The organism is Streptomyces sp. NPDC034099, assembly GCF_055575415.1.
The window spans coordinates 1-15,769 of the sequence record NZ_JBVISR010000016.1; the positions used below are offsets into that span (position 1 = coordinate 1).

General features: G+C 70.5%; 17 protein-coding genes. 4 read left to right on the forward strand and 13 right to left on the reverse strand.

Annotation, left to right across the window (positions count from 1 at the left end; translation table 11 throughout):
* Positions 1-276 precede the first annotated feature (276 nt).
* The 3 genes from smc to ACZ56V_RS33520 form a co-directional block, all read right to left on the reverse strand.
* Positions 277-3,831 carry a chromosome segregation protein SMC gene (smc, locus tag ACZ56V_RS33510; protein WP_468947395.1) on the reverse strand — a complete coding sequence of 1,185 codons (3,555 nt, stop codon included), beginning with the start codon at positions 3,829-3,831 and terminating at the stop codon, positions 277-279.
* A gap of 250 nt (positions 3,832-4,081) precedes the next feature.
* Positions 4,082-4,294 carry a hypothetical protein gene (locus tag ACZ56V_RS33515; protein ID WP_003973418.1) on the reverse strand — a complete coding sequence of 71 codons (213 nt, stop codon included), beginning with the start codon at positions 4,292-4,294 and terminating at the stop codon, positions 4,082-4,084.
* A gap of 379 nt (positions 4,295-4,673) precedes the next feature.
* Positions 4,674-4,955: an acylphosphatase gene (locus ACZ56V_RS33520; RefSeq protein WP_467383605.1), complete on the reverse strand. Its 282-nt coding sequence runs from the start codon at positions 4,953-4,955 to the stop codon at positions 4,674-4,676.
* 188 nt (positions 4,956-5,143) lie between these two features.
* On the opposite strand from ACZ56V_RS33520, the gene ACZ56V_RS33525 reads away from it, so the two are divergent.
* Positions 5,144-6,328 carry a CAP domain-containing protein gene (locus tag ACZ56V_RS33525; RefSeq protein ID WP_398914787.1) on the forward strand — a complete coding sequence of 395 codons (1,185 nt, stop codon included), beginning with the start codon at positions 5,144-5,146 and terminating at the stop codon, positions 6,326-6,328.
* A 20-nt stretch (positions 6,329-6,348) separates the two neighbouring features.
* Here the strand turns inward: ACZ56V_RS33525 and ACZ56V_RS33530 are convergent, their stop codons facing one another.
* The 5 genes from ACZ56V_RS33530 to ACZ56V_RS33550 are packed head-to-tail and all read right to left on the reverse strand — an operon-like array spanning position 6,349 to position 10,076.
* The gene (locus tag ACZ56V_RS33530) at positions 6,349-7,590 is read right to left on the reverse strand and encodes a tyrosine-type recombinase/integrase (protein ID WP_468947397.1); all 1,242 of its coding nucleotides are present in this window, start codon (positions 7,588-7,590) and stop codon (positions 6,349-6,351) included.
* On the reverse strand, positions 7,590-7,784 hold the full coding sequence (locus ACZ56V_RS33535; RefSeq protein ID WP_308884359.1) for a helix-turn-helix domain-containing protein: 195 nt from the start codon (positions 7,782-7,784) through the stop codon (positions 7,590-7,592). The genes ACZ56V_RS33530 and ACZ56V_RS33535 overlap by 1 nt, the downstream gene beginning before the upstream one ends.
* Positions 7,781-9,208, reverse strand: a complete 1,428-nt coding sequence (gene repSA, locus ACZ56V_RS33540; protein WP_468947399.1) for a replication initiator protein RepSA — start codon at positions 9,206-9,208, stop codon at positions 7,781-7,783. Before repSA ends, ACZ56V_RS33535 begins: the two co-directional genes overlap by 4 nt.
* On the reverse strand, positions 9,205-9,942 hold the full coding sequence (locus tag ACZ56V_RS33545; protein ID WP_468947401.1) for a helix-turn-helix domain-containing protein: 738 nt from the start codon (positions 9,940-9,942) through the stop codon (positions 9,205-9,207). The genes repSA and ACZ56V_RS33545 overlap by 4 nt, the downstream gene beginning before the upstream one ends.
* Positions 9,939-10,076 (reverse strand): hypothetical protein, encoded by a 138-nt coding sequence (locus ACZ56V_RS33550; RefSeq protein WP_468947403.1) that lies wholly within the window; start codon positions 10,074-10,076, stop codon positions 9,939-9,941. The genes ACZ56V_RS33545 and ACZ56V_RS33550 overlap by 4 nt, the downstream gene beginning before the upstream one ends.
* Before the next feature lie 297 nt (positions 10,077-10,373).
* Between ACZ56V_RS33550 and ACZ56V_RS33555 the strand changes: the two genes are divergently transcribed.
* Positions 10,374-11,132: a GntR family transcriptional regulator gene (locus ACZ56V_RS33555; protein WP_468947405.1), complete on the forward strand. Its 759-nt coding sequence runs from the start codon at positions 10,374-10,376 to the stop codon at positions 11,130-11,132.
* Positions 11,129-11,677 (forward strand): P-loop nucleotide/nucleoside kinase family protein, encoded by a 549-nt coding sequence (locus ACZ56V_RS33560; RefSeq protein WP_468947407.1) that lies wholly within the window; start codon positions 11,129-11,131, stop codon positions 11,675-11,677. The genes ACZ56V_RS33555 and ACZ56V_RS33560 overlap by 4 nt, the downstream gene beginning before the upstream one ends.
* A 225-nt stretch (positions 11,678-11,902) precedes the next feature.
* On the opposite strand, the gene ACZ56V_RS33565 is transcribed toward ACZ56V_RS33560, so the two are convergent.
* On the reverse strand, positions 11,903-12,067 hold the full coding sequence (locus ACZ56V_RS33565; RefSeq protein WP_282089785.1) for a hypothetical protein: 165 nt from the start codon (positions 12,065-12,067) through the stop codon (positions 11,903-11,905).
* A gap of 661 nt (positions 12,068-12,728) precedes the next feature.
* On the opposite strand from ACZ56V_RS33565, the gene ACZ56V_RS33570 reads away from it, so the two are divergent.
* Positions 12,729-13,133 carry a winged helix-turn-helix transcriptional regulator gene (locus ACZ56V_RS33570; RefSeq protein ID WP_468947409.1) on the forward strand — a complete coding sequence of 135 codons (405 nt, stop codon included), beginning with the start codon at positions 12,729-12,731 and terminating at the stop codon, positions 13,131-13,133.
* On the opposite strand, the gene mutM is transcribed toward ACZ56V_RS33570, so the two are convergent.
* The 4 genes from mutM to ACZ56V_RS33590 all read right to left on the reverse strand — a co-directional run bounded on the left by mutM (position 13,123) and on the right by ACZ56V_RS33590 (position 15,733).
* Complete coding sequence (mutM, locus tag ACZ56V_RS33575; RefSeq protein WP_398914785.1) at positions 13,123-13,983, reverse strand: bifunctional DNA-formamidopyrimidine glycosylase/DNA-(apurinic or apyrimidinic site) lyase; 861 nt, start codon at positions 13,981-13,983, stop codon at positions 13,123-13,125. The genes ACZ56V_RS33570 and mutM overlap by 11 nt on opposite strands.
* Positions 13,984-14,065: 82 nt before the next feature.
* Complete coding sequence (rnc, locus tag ACZ56V_RS33580) at positions 14,066-14,896, reverse strand: ribonuclease III (protein ID WP_051851890.1); 831 nt, start codon at positions 14,894-14,896, stop codon at positions 14,066-14,068.
* A gap of 7 nt (positions 14,897-14,903) precedes the next feature.
* Positions 14,904-15,077 carry a 50S ribosomal protein L32 gene (rpmF, locus tag ACZ56V_RS33585; RefSeq protein WP_003951102.1) on the reverse strand — a complete coding sequence of 58 codons (174 nt, stop codon included), beginning with the start codon at positions 15,075-15,077 and terminating at the stop codon, positions 14,904-14,906.
* Positions 15,078-15,079: 2 nt separating this feature from the next.
* The gene (locus ACZ56V_RS33590; protein ID WP_104632562.1) at positions 15,080-15,733 is read right to left on the reverse strand and encodes a YceD family protein; all 654 of its coding nucleotides are present in this window, start codon (positions 15,731-15,733) and stop codon (positions 15,080-15,082) included.
* Between the last annotated feature and the right edge of the window lie 36 nt (positions 15,734-15,769).

Below are 15,769 nucleotides of genomic sequence, written 5' to 3' on the forward strand. Positions count from 1 at the left end.
AGATGACGTGCCCGAGATGATCGGGATGAGCCGTCCTGGCTCCTGAATTGGGCGCCTGCGATGTGCTGGCCACGTGAACTCCTCGGGCTACCGGCAACGCTGCCGGGGCGGTTCTCTCTTCGAGGTACCGACGAAGGGACCTGAAGGTAAAAGCAACGTTGCAGAGACTATGCCTTCAAGTTTCGAAGTCAATAGGACGAGAGGTGTGAGTTTGGAGATGCCGAGCGGGGTTACTCATTCAAGAGTTGAAGCTAACTGCTGGGGGAACTGCCGCAGCTACCGCAGCCGCTGGCTGATGACCTTCGACACACCGTCGCCCTGCATGGACACGCCGTAGAGCGCGTCGGCGACCTCCATCGTGCGCTTCTGGTGCGTGATGACGATCAGCTGCGATGCCTCCTGCAGCTCCTGCATGATCCGGATCAGCCGCTGCAGGTTGGTGTCGTCGAGCGCCGCCTCGACCTCGTCCATCACGTAGAACGGACTCGGCCGGGCCTTGAAGATCGACACCAGCATCGCCACCGCGGTCAGCGAACGCTCCCCGCCGGAGAGCAAAGAGAGCCGCTTGACCTTCTTGCCCGGCGGCCGGGCCTCGACGTCCACACCCGTGGTGAGCATGTTGTCGGGGTCGGTCAGGAACAGTCGCCCCTCCCCGCCCGGGAAGAGCCGGCTGAAGACACCCTCGAACTCCCGGGCCGTGTCCCGGAAGGCCTCGGTGAAGACCTGCTCGACGCGCTCGTCGACCTCCTTGACGACCTGGAGCAGGTCGGCGCGGGTCTTCTTCAGGTCCTCCAGCTGCTCGCTGAGGAACTGGTGCCGCTCCTCCAGCGCCGCGAACTCCTCCAGGGCCAGCGGGTTGACCTTGCCGAGCTGCTGGTAGGCGCGCTCGGCGGCCTTCAGCCGCTTCTCCTGCTCGGAGCGGACGAACGGACGCGGGCGGTTGCGCGGGTGCTCCGGGTCCTCGGGGAGCACCTCGCCCTCGGCGGGGGGCGAGGGCGGCACCTCTTGATGGGGGCCGTACTCGGCCGCGAGCCCCGCCGGTTCCACACCGAGTTCCTCCAGCGCCTTGGTCTCCAGCTGCTCGATGCGCAGCCGCTTCTCGGCGCCGAGTACCTCGCCCCGGTGAACTGAATCCGTCAACTTGTCCAGCTCCGCCTTGAGGTCGCGCCCTGCGGTGCGCGCGGCGGTCAGTTCCTGCTCGCGCCGGGCCTTGGCCGCCTCGGCGAGGGTGCGCTCCTGGTCGGCGCGGGTCAGCGAGACCTCGACGTGGGCGAGCAGCTGCCGGGCGCCGGTGGCGACCGCTTCGGCGACGGCCGCCTCGTGCCGCAGTCTGGCCCGCCGCTGCTCGGCGCGCGCGCGTGCCTCGCGTTCGGCACGGGCGGCCCGGTCCAGGGAGTCGGCCCGTCCGGCCAGTCCCTTGACCCGCTCCTCGTGGGTACGGACCTGGAGGCGGGCCTCCATCTCGGTCTGGCGGGCGTTGGCACCGTCGGCGGCGAGCCGATCGCGGGCCGAGGTGTCGGGCTCCTCCTCGACCGGCAGTTCCTCCGCGACGGCGAGCCGCTCGGCCAGTTCCTCGACCTCCATGAGCGCCTTGTCCAGCGCCTCCTGCGCCCGTTCGGCCGCGGCGGCGGACCGTTCGGCCTCCCCGGCGGCGCCGCGTGCCTGTCCCGCGAGCCGGCCCAGCTGCTGGGCCACGGACGACTTCTCCCGGTCGGCCGCCCGGCGCCGCTCCCCCAGCTCCTCGACGAGCGCCGCGCACTCCCGGCGCCGTGCCGCGGCCGCGTCCTGCGCCGCGGCCAGCCCCTCGCACCGCACGCCCAGCTCCGTCAGCTCGGCGGCGGCCTGGTCCACGGACGCCTGCACCTCCAGGAGGCTGGGCGCCCCGGCGGACCCGCCCTGCGCGAAGTGGGCACCCAGCAGGTCGCCCTCGGCGGTGACGGCGGTCAGGCCGGGGCGCGCGTAGACGAGATCCTCGGCGTCCTCCAGGGTGGCGACGACGACGATCCCCCGCAACAGCCGCCGTACGGCGGGCATGAGGTCCGCCGGTCCGCGGACCAGGTCGGCGGCATACGGCGGTCCGTCGACGCGCGTCTCGTGCGGTACGTCGTCGGGGGCGCCGGCGAGCAGCAGGGCGGCCCGGCCCGCGTCCTGCTTGCGCAGCAGGCGGATGGCGTCGGCGGCGGCCGCCGGGGAGGTCACCGCGAGGGCGTCGGCGGCGGCGCCGAAGGCGGTGGCCAGGGCGGCCTCGTGGCCCGGCGTCACGGTGAGGAGCCCGGCGGCGGGGCCGAGCAGGCCGGTGAGCCGGTCCTTGGCGGCGAGCAGTGCGCCGGTGCCGTCCTTGCGGCGCAGCCCGAGCGCGAGGGCCTCGTGCCGGGCCTGCGTGGCGGCGCGTTCGCGTTCGGCGGCGGTGGCCGACTCGCGGGCGGCGCCGAGGGCGGCCTCCGCCTCGGTCAGCTGCCGCTTGGCGCTCTCGTGCCGCTCGGCGAGTTCCTGGTCGTCGGCGTCGAGTCCGTCGACCTCGGCCTGGAGGGTCTCGTACTCCTCCTGGGCGGCGGCGGCCCGCTCCCGCGACGCGTCGCGGGCTTCGGCCAGCCGCTCGATCTCGGCCTGGGCGGAGGCCGCGCGGGACCGGGCGGCGCCGACCTGGCCGTTCAGCCGGGCCAGGCCCTCGCGGCGGTCGGCGATGGCGCGGGCCGCGTCCTTGAGGCGGCGCTCCTCCTGGGCCAGTTCGCGTTCGAGGTCGGCGCGGTGGGCGACCGTGTCCTCCAGGGCGTGTTCGGCCGCCTCCAGGGCCGCTTCCAGCTCGGCCTCCTGCTCGCGGACGCGGGCGGCCTCGCGCTCCAGTTCCTCGGGGTCGCGGCCCCGGCGCTCCTCGGGCGGCGCGGAGGTGGCGCTCTTCACGCGCGCGTCGGCCAGCGAGATCGTGCCGCGCACGCGTTCGGCGAGCTGGGACAGCTCGTACCAGGTCTGCTGGGCGCGCTGGAGGCGCGGGGTGAGCCGGCGTACCTCGTCCTCCAGGTCCGCCTCGCGGCGCAGCGCCCGGCCCAGCTCCTGCTCGGCGGTCTCCTTGCGTTCCTTGAGCGCGGCCTCGTCGGCGATCTCGGCCTGGAGCGCCTCGCGCATCCGTACGAGGTCGTCGGCGAGGAGCCGGAGCCGGGCGTCACGGAGGTCGGCCTGGATGACGGCGGCCCTGCGGGCGACCGCCGCCTGCCGGCCGAGAGGCTTGAGCTGGCGCCGCAGCTCGTCGGTGAGGTCCTGGACGCGGGCCAGGTTGGCCTGCATCGCGTCCAGTTTCCTGAGCGCCTTCTCCTTGCGCTTGCGGTGCTTGAGGACGCCGGCGGCCTCTTCGATGAACGCCCGGCGGCCCATCGGGTCGGCGTGCAGTACGGAGTCGAGCTGGCCCTGTCCGACGATGACGTGCATCTCGCGGCCGATGCCGGAGTCGGAGAGGAGTTCCTGGATGTCGAGGAGGCGGCAGGTGTCGCCGTTGATCTGGTATTCGCTGCCGCCGTTGCGGAACATGATCCGCGTGATGGTGACCTCGGCGTACTCGATGGGCAGGGCCCCGTCGGAGTTGTCGATGGTCAGCGACACCTCGGCCCGGCCGAGCGGCGGGCGGCCGGTGGTGCCGGCGAAGATGACGTCCTCCATCTTGCCGCCGCGCAGCGACTTGGCGCCCTGTTCGCCCATGACCCAGCTGAGCGCGTCCACGACGTTGGACTTGCCCGAGCCGTTCGGGCCGACGACGCAGGTGATGCCCGGCTCGAACCGGAGCGTGGTCGCCGAGGCGAACGACTTGAACCCGCGGAGGGTCAGGGCCTTCAGGTGCACGCCGTCGGACTTTACCTCTCGGGTGTGTCTCACTCCACGAACCGGTGAACCGACGCGGTTTCACCGGTGAACGTGCAGGGCACATCAGACGTTGAAGAGGGTGAAAGGTTGCGCGGGGACGGACACGGCGGGCGGGACGGGGGCGGGAAAGAAAGAAGGGACGCCGAAGCGTCCCTTGCAGACTCTGACACCTCAGCGGTTGTACGGGCGAACCCGACCACTGCTGTGCCGTAGTGGAGCGATGCAGTGATCAGGTGAGCGCAGGCTCCGCCTGGTGTGCGTCAACGCTCTCCATGCTCTCCATGATCCTGTCGTGAGAAGCGGCAGCCGCCAGCGCGTCGTTCTCCGCCTGGATTCGTCCGAGCTCGGATTCCAGGTCCTGGACGCGCTGCTGGAGCCGTCGCATCTCGGCGAGGAGTCGAGGGTCGGAGCCGCCGACGTAACCGAGAAGCGCCTTTGCCATGATGGATGGTCCTCCACAATGAGTGACCGCCCGAAGCGGTGTGGGTCGTAGGGGAATCGCACCCGCGGTGCTTGGCACTATGGAGTTTTTGCTGCCGTTCAACCATGCCAAACAGCTAAGGTGCGCGGGGCTTTCAGCGTCTCACCAAAAAGTTTGACGGTCAACACGATCACGCCCCGTATTGGCGGGCGCCCGGGGGCATGCGGCCGGGGAACGGCGGCGCTGCGACTCCTGCGGGCCCCTGGGGGCGTGGCGATCATTCTGCGTGCGGAGCCTGCCACGAGCGGCCGCCCTTGGCAACCACCTGCCCGTTTTCGCCCGGGCCGCCCTGGCGGGGAGGGCCGCTCCCCGCCCCCGCGGGCTCTCGCGCGGCGGGTCGTCAGCGGATGGCGAAGCCGTCGTAGCCCCCGCGGGGTGTGTCCCAGATCTCGGTGACTCCGTCCACGCGTCCGGGCGTGTCGTCCCCGCGCAGCCACGCGAGCAGATCCTCGCAGCGCTCGCGCGGGCCCTCCGCGACGACCTGGACGCGGCCGTCGCCCAAATTGAGAGCAAAACCACTCATCCCGCCGAGTTCCAGCGCCCTGGCCCGCGTGAACCAGCGGAAACCCACGCCCTGGACCTGTCCGCGCACCCACGCGACCAGCCGTACATCCTCGCTCATGACCGCAACCTAACCAGTCAATGTCTCACGGGACACTTCGCCCCCTGGCGCCATGCGGTACCGTCCCGACCCAGTGAATCCCACTTGAAACTCACTCGAACGTGTGAGTTCCGTGTTGATCGTGAGCACAGTCGACCGCAGGGCACGCCCGGCGCGAGGACGAGGACAAGGACGAGGAAGGCCAGGACATGGGACGCCACCGACGCTCCGCCGCCGGCCGCGCCGCCACGGGCCGCGCCGCGGGGGGCCATCAGACGGACGGTACGGCGGGCCACGACCCGCTGGCGCCGGACGCGGGCGAGGCCCCCACGATGGGAATCGCCCCCTATCTGAACCCCGAGGCCTACGCCGAGGTCCGCGCCAAGAGCGACGCCTACCTGTTCGCGGACGACCCGGAGGGCGAGGGCCCGCAGGCCGGCCGCACCGTGGCCTTCCCGAGTGACGGATACACGCCCGACGGCGGCTCGGCGTCCGGCACAGGGCGCCGGCGCCGTCGGAAGAGGGCGGCCACTCCGGTCCGTACCGGTCTGCTCGGCGTCTCCGCCGCGGTCGCCATCGGCACGGTGGCGGTGGCCACCGGCGTGGTGCCCGGCCTCGACAACTACCGGCTCGGCGGCAGCGGCGGGGGCGACCGGGTGCACGCCCAGGACGTCCCGACGAACAGTCCGTCGCAGCAGGGCGGTACCTCGGGCAGCGCCGACACCGGCCGGGGCGACGACGCCGCCACGAGCCGCGGCACCGACCGCTCCTCCTCGCCCTCCCATGCCTCCCCGTCGCCGTCGAAGGAGAAGGAGGAGTCCGCCGAGGACTCCCCGTCCTCCTCGCCGACCTCGCCCTCCGCCTCGGCGCCGGCCACGAAGCCCGCCGCCCCGGCCGGGACACCGTCGAAGACCGAGAAGCCGAAGACGACTCCCAGCGCGAAGCCCAAGCCCGTGCCCTCGCGCCCGGGCACCCAGGAGCCCGCGAAGCCCAGCGCGCCCGCCGCCGTCTCCGAGGGGGCCGTCGCCGAGGCGCAGGTCCTCAAGCTGGTCAACGACGAACGGGCCAAGGTGGGCTGCAGCCCGGTGGCCGCGAACAGCGCCCTGCGCGAACTGGCCGAGGACTTCAGCCGGGCCATGGCCACCCAGGGCTTCTTCGACCACACCGACCCCAGCGGCGCGACCCCCTGGGACCGTGCGGCGGCAGCGGGCATATCCGGCCTCGGGGGCGAGAACATAGCCCGCGGCCAGGCCGACGCCCAGGCCGTGATGGACGCCTGGATGAACAGCCCCGCCCACCGGGCCAACATCCTGAACTGCGACTTCAAGACCCTGGGAGTCGGCGTCCACTTCGGCTCCGGCGGCCCCTGGTGGACGCAGGACTTCGGCTACTGAGATAACCGCAGGTCAGAGGGCTAGACACCCTCGTGGGCCGTGTCCGGGCCGTCAGCGGCGGGGTCCCCGTCCGAGAAGACGCGATCCACAGCGGCCCGGGTCCGGGTCCCGCTCGATGGCATCAGGTGCGTGTACGTCCGCAGCGTGAAGCCGGGGTCGTGGTGACCCAGGTACTCGCTGAGAGCCTTGATGCTCTCCCCCGCGTCCAGGAGCACCGAGGCGTAGAAGTGCCGCAAGGCGTGCATGCCGTTGTCCCGACCGGTCTCGACACTCGCGGCCCGAAGCGCCGGCCGCCAGACGCGATCGTTGAAGCGGTTCCGGTCGAGCGGCAGCCCGGCAGCGCCGGTGAAGATGAGCGACGCCGTGACGGGCGGTCCGTCGAGGTTCTTCCACGGCAGCGTGATCCGCGTAGCGGGGTGGCGCTTGAGGTGAGCGGCCAGGGCGAAGGCGACAGACTGAGGCAGAGGAACGTCACGCTCCTTGCCACCCTTCGGCGGAGCGAACACCGGCCGGTGCAGACGCAGTAGCTTGACCTGCCGGACGACGTGGACCACTCCCCCGAGGAAGTCGACGTCTTCCACGGCCAGGCCGAAGACCTCTCCCTGTCGGAGTCCGCACCCGGCAGCGACGTTGACGAGCGCCTGATAGCGGTCCGGCAGGGCCGAGCGCACACTCATGATCTGCTCAGCAGGCCACGGCTTGACCTTGCGAGGCTCCAGACGCGGCGCCCGCACGGACCGAGCGCTGCACGGGTTGGCGCGGATGATCCGGTCTTCCACGGCCGAGGTGAACACCGTCGACACGTGGGCGAAGATGCCGCGTCGGTACCCGGCGGAGAGCCCACGATCCTCCAGCGTCCGCAGCCAGACCCGCAGATGCGTGGGCGTGAATGACGCCAGGGGCCGTGAGCCCAAGTACGGGATCGCGTGCAGGCGGAGACGGCTCTCCACCGACTCACGGGTCAGAGGGTCGGTGATCTGCGAGGCCATCCACTCAGTGGCGTACTGCTCGAACGTGACCTTGCCAGCCACGGGGTCCACGTAGTCGCCGCGCGACATGTCGGCCTCGATGTTGGCCAACCACTGCTCCGCCTTGCGCTTCTGCTTGTCGGGGAAGCTCTTGGACTTCTCGGAGCCGTCGGGGCCGACGTACCGGGCTCGGTAGCGCAGGCCGACGCCGAAGCGGTCGGTCTTGACCTTGACGGTCTTGCCGTCGATGCCAGTCTCGACCTTGTACCAGCGGTCTTGGACGTGTCCGGCCATCAGGCGGCCCTCTCCATCTGGGTCTCGACCCAGACGCGGACGTCTTCAGGGTCGAAGCGAAGGTGCCGGCCGACGCGGAAGCCGCGTGGTCCGGTCTGCTTGCGGCGCCACTGGTAGACGGTCTCGACCGGGATGCCGAGCAGGTCGGCCAGGTCGAGGGGGGTCAGGTAGCGGTCGGGCAGCGAGCGCTTCATGCCCACACCTCCATGTCGTCCATGTCGTGCAGGTCAGCGAGTGCTTCGCGTGCTGTGTCTCGGTTCAGGCGCAGGTCGCGGGCGATGCTGGCGGCGAGCCAGGATTCGCCGGGGCTATGGCCTTGTCCGGCGTAGGTCCAGTGGGCGAGGACGAGGGTCGAGCCGTCTGTGTCGTCCAGGTCTTCGGAGAGTCCGCGTTCGCGGCGTTCCTGGCGGGCGCGGTAGTCGGCGCGGGTCTGGCGCAGGGTGCCGAGGGTGGTGGAGTAGCGGCGGGACTTGGTGGAGAAGTGCCCGCGGAAGCCGAGCATGTGAGCCCACCGGGCCAACAGCCGGTCAGGGTAGGCGGCATCGAGCAGGCAGCACGCTTCGATCAGCCGCCGCGTGTGCGCGGGCAGGTCAAGCCGGTCGAGTTCGGCCAGCTCCCCGATGCGGCGGTCCACGGTGCCGGTCGTCTCGGCCGCTTTGGTGGCGTACTTGGCAACGTAGGAGGCGACGGCCTGTTCGGTCAGTTCCTCGTGGCCCAGGGCGCCGATGGGCTGTACGTCGACTTGCGTTCCCCAGCGCAGGGTGCGGGCGGGGAAGTCCCCAGCGGCCGGGACCGGTACGGCGACGCGGGCGGCGGCGGCCCGGATCGCAGCATCCAGGAGAGCGACGGTGGCCCATGCCGGCGGGGTGGTGTCGGGGCCGTCCGGTCCGTCGAGGCGCACCACGGCGTGGAAGTGGACGGCACCGCGTTTCTGGAACTCGGCGACCTTGCCGAAGGAGACCCGGCATTCCTCGCGCAGGGCGGCTTGGGTGATGCCCGCACGGGCGGCGATCTCCCGGCGCAGGTAGATGGTGAAGCGGCGCCACAGGTCCCCGGCGTGGTTGTTCCACAGCACCGCCCCGGCGTAGTCGTACCGCTCCGGGTCCAGGGCAGTGCCGAGGGCGGGGTCGGTCTCGGCGTGCTGGGCACCGCAGCGGCAGCGTCCCGAGGCTGGGCGGTTGTGGACCGGGCCGAAGGAGGGCGCGGTCAGGGTGGCGAAGACGCGGGGGTGATCCCGGACGGTGGTGGGCACGTCCTTGCCCTCGTCACCGGTGATCCCGGCGCGGATCAGGTGGTAGGTGTCCCCGGCGTAGGTCCAGGCGCAGGCGGGGCAGCGGGAGGCACGGCGGTTGCCGCAGGCCACGCGTAGGCGTCCGCCGGGCTCCTGCTCAGTGGAGTAGGAGTAGAGGACGTCGCCGGTCTTGGCGTCGCGGGTGACCGTGGAGCCTTGCAGGTGGATCGGATTGGAGCAGCCGCCCGTGCGCTGGATCTGCTCGCGCCACCGGTCGAAGCCCGGGGTGTTGGCGACCCTCAGAAGGTCGGCGAGGGTGAGGGGGTCGGTGCCCACGGCCGACGCCACGTCAGCGACGGCAGCCGTGGGGACGGGCAAATGCGTCACGCGGCCACCGCCCGAAGGTGAAGGGTGGCGGGCCGGGTCGGGGTGGCCGTGGCGTAGAGGTGATCGAGGGTGGCGAGGTAGCCGCCGACCATCGGTGCCGACCCCAGGCGGCGCAGGTGCAGGACCGGAGCCAGTGCCGGGGTGAGCCCGTCGATCGGCGTGGTGACGAGCAGGTCATCGTCCACGCGCATCACGTCGGCCCGCAGACCGGGGTGCGTCGACAGGCGCAGGCCCGGGACCGTCAGCAGTGAGGGGAACACGTCGCCCAGTCCGGTGACCGGTCCGGCCGGGTCCTCCGGGGTGACGATGCGAACGCGAACACCGGCCGATGCCTTGTCGGCCAGCAGGGTCGGCAGGTCCCAGACCGCATCGGCCAGGAACAGCAGGTTGGACACCGCCAGGTCGATGACCGTCGTCGCATTCGCCAGGGTGGAGCGCCACAGGCCGTAGGGGACGGTGGAGCGCATCGCGTAGCAGGCGACGACCTCATCCTGAGCGGTCGGCGTGGAGCGGTGACGCTCGCCGAGCTTGGGCCACAGGTGGTAGGCGTCCGCGCCGAGGAGCTTGGCGGCGGCTTCCGCGTTGCGGGCGTGCGGGGTCCGCTGCGAGTTCAGCCAGCGGTCGACCGACTTCGGATCGATGCCGAGATGATCGGCCAGGCCCTCGATCGTCACGTTCGCGGCGACCATGGCGGCACGCAGCCGCTCGTTCCCGGTGATCGTTGCGGCGCTCATGCGGCCACCGCCTCGGACAGCGAGGCCAGCGGCTGGCCCGTCTCCCAGACGAAGGGCACGGCCACCGGGCAGCGCTCCCGACCGTGGACCAGGACGCCGACGCCGTTAACGTTGATCCAGTCGAGCCCTCCCACCGCACCGCAGGCCCAGCACGGCGAAGGGACGACCACAGCGTCATCACGGCGGGACAGCGGGGCGGCTAACCGCGCCGGGTGCGAGCCAACAGGCATCACGGGCATGATGGGACTTCCCTTCGAGGGAGCCAGGGGCGGCGGTTCTTCTTGGCGGTTGAGGCGCCGTCCCTGGGCAGGCGTTGTTGTGCCGGATCTCTCATCCATGCGGTGCTACATCCCTAAGGTTCCCTAGGGCACCTTAGGGTGTCAAGCGGTACGCTAGGGAAGTAGCCACTGAGACAAGGGAGCTGACGCAATATGGCGGACCAGGCAGACAATCGAGCGCCCTATGCGCAGATTGCCGCCCACTATGCGGAGCTGATCACGTCCGGCGAACTCCAGCCGGGCTCGCTTCTGCCGAGCATCAAGAACCTTTCGCAGGAGTGGAGCGTCAGTGCCGCGACAGCCGAGAAGGCGTTGCGGAAGCTGCGAAACGAGGGCCTGGTCAGGGGCATCCACGGCATCGGGACCGAGGTCCTAGACCGCCCCGCCCCTATGTCCTCTGGGGCTCAGCGCCAGGACCGAGGCCGTCGCACCGGGTCCAGCTGGGGAACCGGCGAACGGTCCGACTCGCACCGGGCTTCGGTAGTGCCGGCGCCCGCAGAGGTGGCCCATGCATTGGACCTCAAGCCCGGCTCGAACGTGATCCGACGCAGCCGGGTCTACCGTGACCGACACGGCATCGTCGCGCACTCGACGTCATGGATTCCCGTCCGGTACGGAGAGCTGATCCCACAGCTCACGAGCAGCGAGCGGCTGACCGGGGGAACGTCACTGCAACTCATCGCGCAGGCAACCGGTCGCCCCATCACGCACCGGTTCGACACCGCGTCGGCTCGACTGCTCACCCCCGAGGACGCGAAGCTGTTGGAGCTGGACCCCCAGAAGGCCCCGCGGGACCCGGTGGTCGTCATGACTGCGAGGTTCGTCGACAGCGAAGGCGCCGTCGTTGAATACGGCGTCGACCTCGGCGGCCCCGGTCGTACGTGGCAGACGGAATCGGAAGTCACCCAGTGAACGGCGCGCGCCAGCCGTTCTGTGTTCTCATGGTGGGGCTCCCCGGCTCAGGGAAGACGACTCTGGCCCGTGCGCTAACAGCACGAGGGTTCGTCAGGCTCTGCCCGGACGAAGAGATGTTCCGGCGCCATGGGGTGTACGGGGTCGACTTCCCCCGAGGGACGTTCCCGACCCTTGAGCGGCCGATCCTCGAAGAGACCGCCGTCCAACTCCGCGAGGAGCTCCAGGCCGGTCACGACGTGGTGGTCGACCACGGCTTTTGGACGCCGGAAGACCGTGCCCACTGGCGATCGATCGCTACCGAAGGTGGCGCGATTTCGGTGGTCGTCTACCTGGAGGCCAGTCACGAAGAGCTGTGGTCGCGCGTCAGTAAGCGCAATGCTCGGCACGAGGACGACCCGAACTCGATCTACTTCGCCGAAAGCGACCTGATCCGCTATCGCAAGCGGTTCATGGCCCCAGAGCCCGACGAGCCGCACCTTGTCTACAACGGGGACCCCGAGTCTGTACTTAAGACGCTGCACTCGGAGCTGGACCGCGCATAGCCGGAAGCACGAAGCCACCCCGGCACGAGTTACAGGTTTCTCTACCTCATCAAGGCCCCCGCGCACGGCGCGGGAGCGCGCCGCCTCTGCGGCGCGGCCCGCCTCCTGTCTTCGCCCCGGCTGGCCGCGCCCGGCGGCGCGCAGGCGACTGCGGGGGCGTGGGATGGGGAAACCCTCTGTGGCTGGGGCGGTCGGCTCCACGGCTTTACCCGGACAAGGCACCGCTCAGTCAGTGTCAAGGGCTTCTCGAACGGCCTGCCGAAAGGTGGTCCGAGGAGCCTGGATCGCCGCCATCGCGGCATCGAATCTCACAGCGAGGTCAAGCAGTGCTTGCCTGTCGGCTTGCACCGCGTCGAACCACTCTTTCCCCGCTGAGTCCAGCTCGTACATGCTTTCGATCAAAGGCTCTGTCGCCTGAACCACCCGCCCTGGACCCGCGACGGAGACAGCAGCCACGGCAGCGCTGAATTCTGTCCACAGCTCATGGGTGCGGAGAAACCGTTCCTCTCGTAGGTCCCGGTCACTGCGCCCGGGTCGCAGGGCCTCAGCGGCAATCCACCAACCATTCGCTAACCGCTCACAACAGTCCAGCAGCGAGGTATAAGCCTGACGCCGCATGTCATCACGCCAATGAGCCTGTTCTGCGCGCCGTTGCTGTCGCTGGCCAAGGAGCGCGAACCAACCAGCTCCCAGACCACCTGCCGCACCTACTGCTGCACCGAGCACTGCCGCAATCCCCGAATCCACGGGGCGCTATTCAATCGCCAGAAGATGCTCGCCACAAGGCAAGGTGATCACGCTTCCGGCGGAAGCTATGGATGGGCCGTCTCGGGGCCGTCGGAGGGTGCTCAACGACGACCAACGCTGACAACCACCGACAGCTAAGTCGCAGGTCGCAGCGTTGATCGATTACGTGGCCGCAGGTCAGAGACCCGGCCCCGCACTTCTTCGGCTACTGACCACCCCGGACGGCGGTCCTGGCGCTGCCCCGGCACTGTCCCCCGCTCAGCGCGGTCTGCGGTGCAGCGCTGTGCTCACGTACGCTGGAGGCATGTCGACCACGCAGGAGCGCACGGCGGAGCAGGATCTGCCGTACGACGTGTTCTCCCGGGCCTGTCCCTCGCGCGGCACTCTGGAGCATGTCACGGGGCGCTGGGGCGCGCTGACGCTCGGCGCGCTGTACGACGGTTCCTTCCGGTTCAACGAGTTGCGGCGCCGGGTGGACGGCGTCAGCGAGAAGATGCTGGCCCAGACCCTGCACGCGCTGGAGCGCGACGGACTGGTGCACCGCGAGGCGCAGCCGACCAACCCGCCCCGTGTGGACTACGAGCTCACGCCGCTCGGGCGCGAGGTGGCCGGGCGGCTGCTCGCGCTCATCGAGTGCGTCGAGGGGCGGATGGACGAGGTGCTGGCGTCGCGCGAGCGGTACGACGCACAGCGGACGCCTACGGCGTGACCCTCGGCGCCCGCTGGCACTTCGGGCAGAAGTAGCTGGAGCGGTTCATCCACGGCCGGCGGCGCATCGGTGTGGCGCAGCGGCGGCAGGGCAGGCCCTCGCGGCCGTACGCGTCGAGCGAGCGGTCGAAGTAGCCGGAGTCTCCGTTGACGTTGACGTACAGGCTGTCGAAGCTGGTGCCGCCCACGGCGAGGGCGGCGTTCATCACGTCCCGGACGTGGCCGAGGAGTTCGGTGGTGCGGGGTCGGGTGAGGGTCGCCGTGGGGCGTTCGTAGTGCAGGCGGGCGCGCCACAGCGCCTCGTCCGCGTAGATGTTGCCGACGCCGCTGATCAGGGACTGGTCGAGCAGGGCCCGTTTGATCGTGGTCCGCCTGCGGCGCAGGGCGAGGTGGAACGCCTCGTCGTCGAAGAGGGGGTCCAGCGGGTCGCGGGCGATGTGCGCGATGACGTCGGGCAGTCCGTCGGGGGTGGTCTCGTGCAGGGAGAGGCCGCCGAAGGTGCGCTGGTCGACGAAGCGGAGTTCGGTGCCGAGGGCGTCGGCGAAGCGGACGCGGATGCGCAGGTGCTTCTCGGCGGGTGTCTCGTGCGGCTGGACCAGGAGCTGGCCGCTCATGCCGAGATGGGCGAGGACCGCCTGGTCGGTGTCCTCCAGGGGCAGCCACAGGTATTTGCCGCGGCGGCTGGGTGTGCCGACGCGGTGGCCCTCCAGGCGGTGGGCGAAGTCGTCGGGTCCCGCGAGGTGCCGGCGTACCGCGCGCGGGTGCAGCACCTCGGCGTCGGCGACGGTCCGGTGGGCGACCCAGCGCTCCAGACCGCGCCGTACGACCTCTACCTCGGGCAACTCGGGCATGGCTTCCCCTCGGGTGGGCCGGTGGCGAGCCGAACGCCCGCCCCTCGGGCGGGGCGGGCGTTCGGACCGTGCGGTGGACGGGTCAGGCGGAGGCGGACGCCCCGTCGGGGTCCACGTCGACGGCGTTCGCCGTCGCCTTGGCGCGCTCGTCCGCCGCGGCCCGGATGGACCGCCACGCGGATTCCGCGGCCTGCTGCTCCGCCTCCTTCTTGCTGCGGCCGGTGCCGGTGCCGTACGAGACGCCTCCGACGCGGGCGGCAGCAGTGAAGGTCTTCTCGTGGTCGGGGCCGGTCTCCGTGACCAGGTACTCGGGGACGCCGAGCCCTTCGGTCGCGGTGAGTTCCTGGAGGCTGGTCTTCCAGTCCAGGCCGGCACCGAGGTTCGAGGACTTCTCGATCAGCGGGTCGAACAGGCGGTGCACCAGTTCGGAGGCCGCGTCGAGGCCCTGGTCGAGATAGACCGCGCCGATCACCGCTTCGAGGGTGTCGGCGAGGATGGACGCCTTGTCCCGGCCGCCCGTGCCCTCTTCACCGCGGCCGAGCCGGATGAAGGAGCCGAGTTCGAGCCCGCGGCCCACCTCCGCCAGCGCACGCGAGTTGACCACCGCGGCCCGCAACTTGGCCAGCTGGCCTTCGGGCAGGTCGGGGTGGGTGCGGTACAGCGTGTCCGTGACGACGAGGCCGAGCACGGAGTCCCCGAGGAACTCCAGCCGCTCGTTCGTCGGCAGACCGCCGTTCTCGTACGCGTAGGAACGGTGGGTCAGTGCACGCACCAGAAGGGCGGACTCGAGCTGATAGCCGAGCCGCCCTTCCAGAAGCGTGTGGGACGAGGCCTGGGTGTCCGCCTTCTTCTTGGCGGGTGGGTCCGCCTTGGCGTCTTCCGCCTTCTTGGGGACTGACACAGTGCCTCTCACCAGCCGCTCAGACCTCGAGGACCTGGCGCTTGTTGTAAGTGCCGCAAGACGGGCACGCGATGTGCTGCTGCTTGGGCTCGTGGCAGCGCTCGCACGCAACCAGGGTGGGGACCGCAGCCTTCCACTGCGACCGGCGGTGGCGCGTGTTGCTGCGCGACATCTTCCGCTTCGGAACAGCCACGGCTACTTCTCCTGCTTCTCGGCGGCGTCCGCGGAGTCTGCCCCGTCGCCGCTCATCTCGTCCTTCTCGCCGTCTCCGAGTGAACCGGCGAGTCCCTGCAATGCCGCCCAACGGATGTCGACGGCGTCGTGGTGGTGGTCCGGGTCGTCCGACAGGCGCACTCCGCACTGGGAGCACAGACCCCGGCAGTCTTCCTGGCACACCGGCTGCATCGGCAGTGCGAGCACCACCGCGTCGCGCAGCACGGGTTCGAGGCCGATCAGTCCGTCCTCGACGAAGAACCTGTCCTCGTCGTCCTCGGCGTCGTCGCCCGGTTCCGCCACGGGGCGGCCACGGTCGTCGGCGTCAGGGTACGAGAACAGCTCCTGGAAGTCCGCTTCGAGCTGCTGCTCCAGCGGCTCCAGACACCTTACGCACTCCCCCTCGGCCCTGGCACGGGCGGTGCCTGTGACGAGCACCCCTTCCATGACCGACTCGAGCCGCAGATCGAGTTCCACGGGGGCGCCTTCCGGCACTCCGATGACTCCCTGGAGACCGAAGTCCTTGGGAGCGTCGACCGTGCGGGTCAGGCGCTGGAGCGCACCGGGCCGCCGTCCCAGCTCGTGTGTGTCGAACACGAGGGGGTCGCGGTGGTCGAGGCGCGCGTTCAGAACCATTCCTGCTTTCGGTCTTCGTGGGTTGGGGGCGCCGCC

Coding starts and splice junctions, on each gene's coding strand:
- ACZ56V_RS33570 (WP_468947409.1), top strand. CDS start 12,729: ATGTCGACCACGCAGGAGCGCACGGCGGAGCAGGATCTGCCGTACGAC.
- ACZ56V_RS33515 (WP_003973418.1), bottom strand. CDS start 4,294: ATGGCAAAGGCGCTTCTCGGTTACGTCGGCGGCTCCGACCCTCGACTC.
- ACZ56V_RS33555 (WP_468947405.1), top strand. CDS start 10,374: ATGGCGGACCAGGCAGACAATCGAGCGCCCTATGCGCAGATTGCCGCC.
- ACZ56V_RS33535 (WP_308884359.1), bottom strand. CDS start 7,784: ATGAAGCGCTCGCTGCCCGACCGCTACCTGACCCCCCTCGACCTGGCC.
- ACZ56V_RS33525 (WP_398914787.1), top strand. CDS start 5,144: ATGGGACGCCACCGACGCTCCGCCGCCGGCCGCGCCGCCACGGGCCGC.
- ACZ56V_RS33545 (WP_468947401.1), bottom strand. CDS start 9,942: ATGAGCGCCGCAACGATCACCGGGAACGAGCGGCTGCGTGCCGCCATG.
- ACZ56V_RS33520 (WP_467383605.1), bottom strand. CDS start 4,955: ATGAGCGAGGATGTACGGCTGGTCGCGTGGGTGCGCGGACAGGTCCAG.
- ACZ56V_RS33565 (WP_282089785.1), bottom strand. CDS start 12,067: ATGTACGAGCTGGACTCAGCGGGGAAAGAGTGGTTCGACGCGGTGCAA.
- mutM (WP_398914785.1), bottom strand. CDS start 13,983: ATGCCCGAGTTGCCCGAGGTAGAGGTCGTACGGCGCGGTCTGGAGCGC.
- ACZ56V_RS33530 (WP_468947397.1), bottom strand. CDS start 7,590: ATGGCCGGACACGTCCAAGACCGCTGGTACAAGGTCGAGACTGGCATC.
- ACZ56V_RS33590 (WP_104632562.1), bottom strand. CDS start 15,733: ATGGTTCTGAACGCGCGCCTCGACCACCGCGACCCCCTCGTGTTCGAC.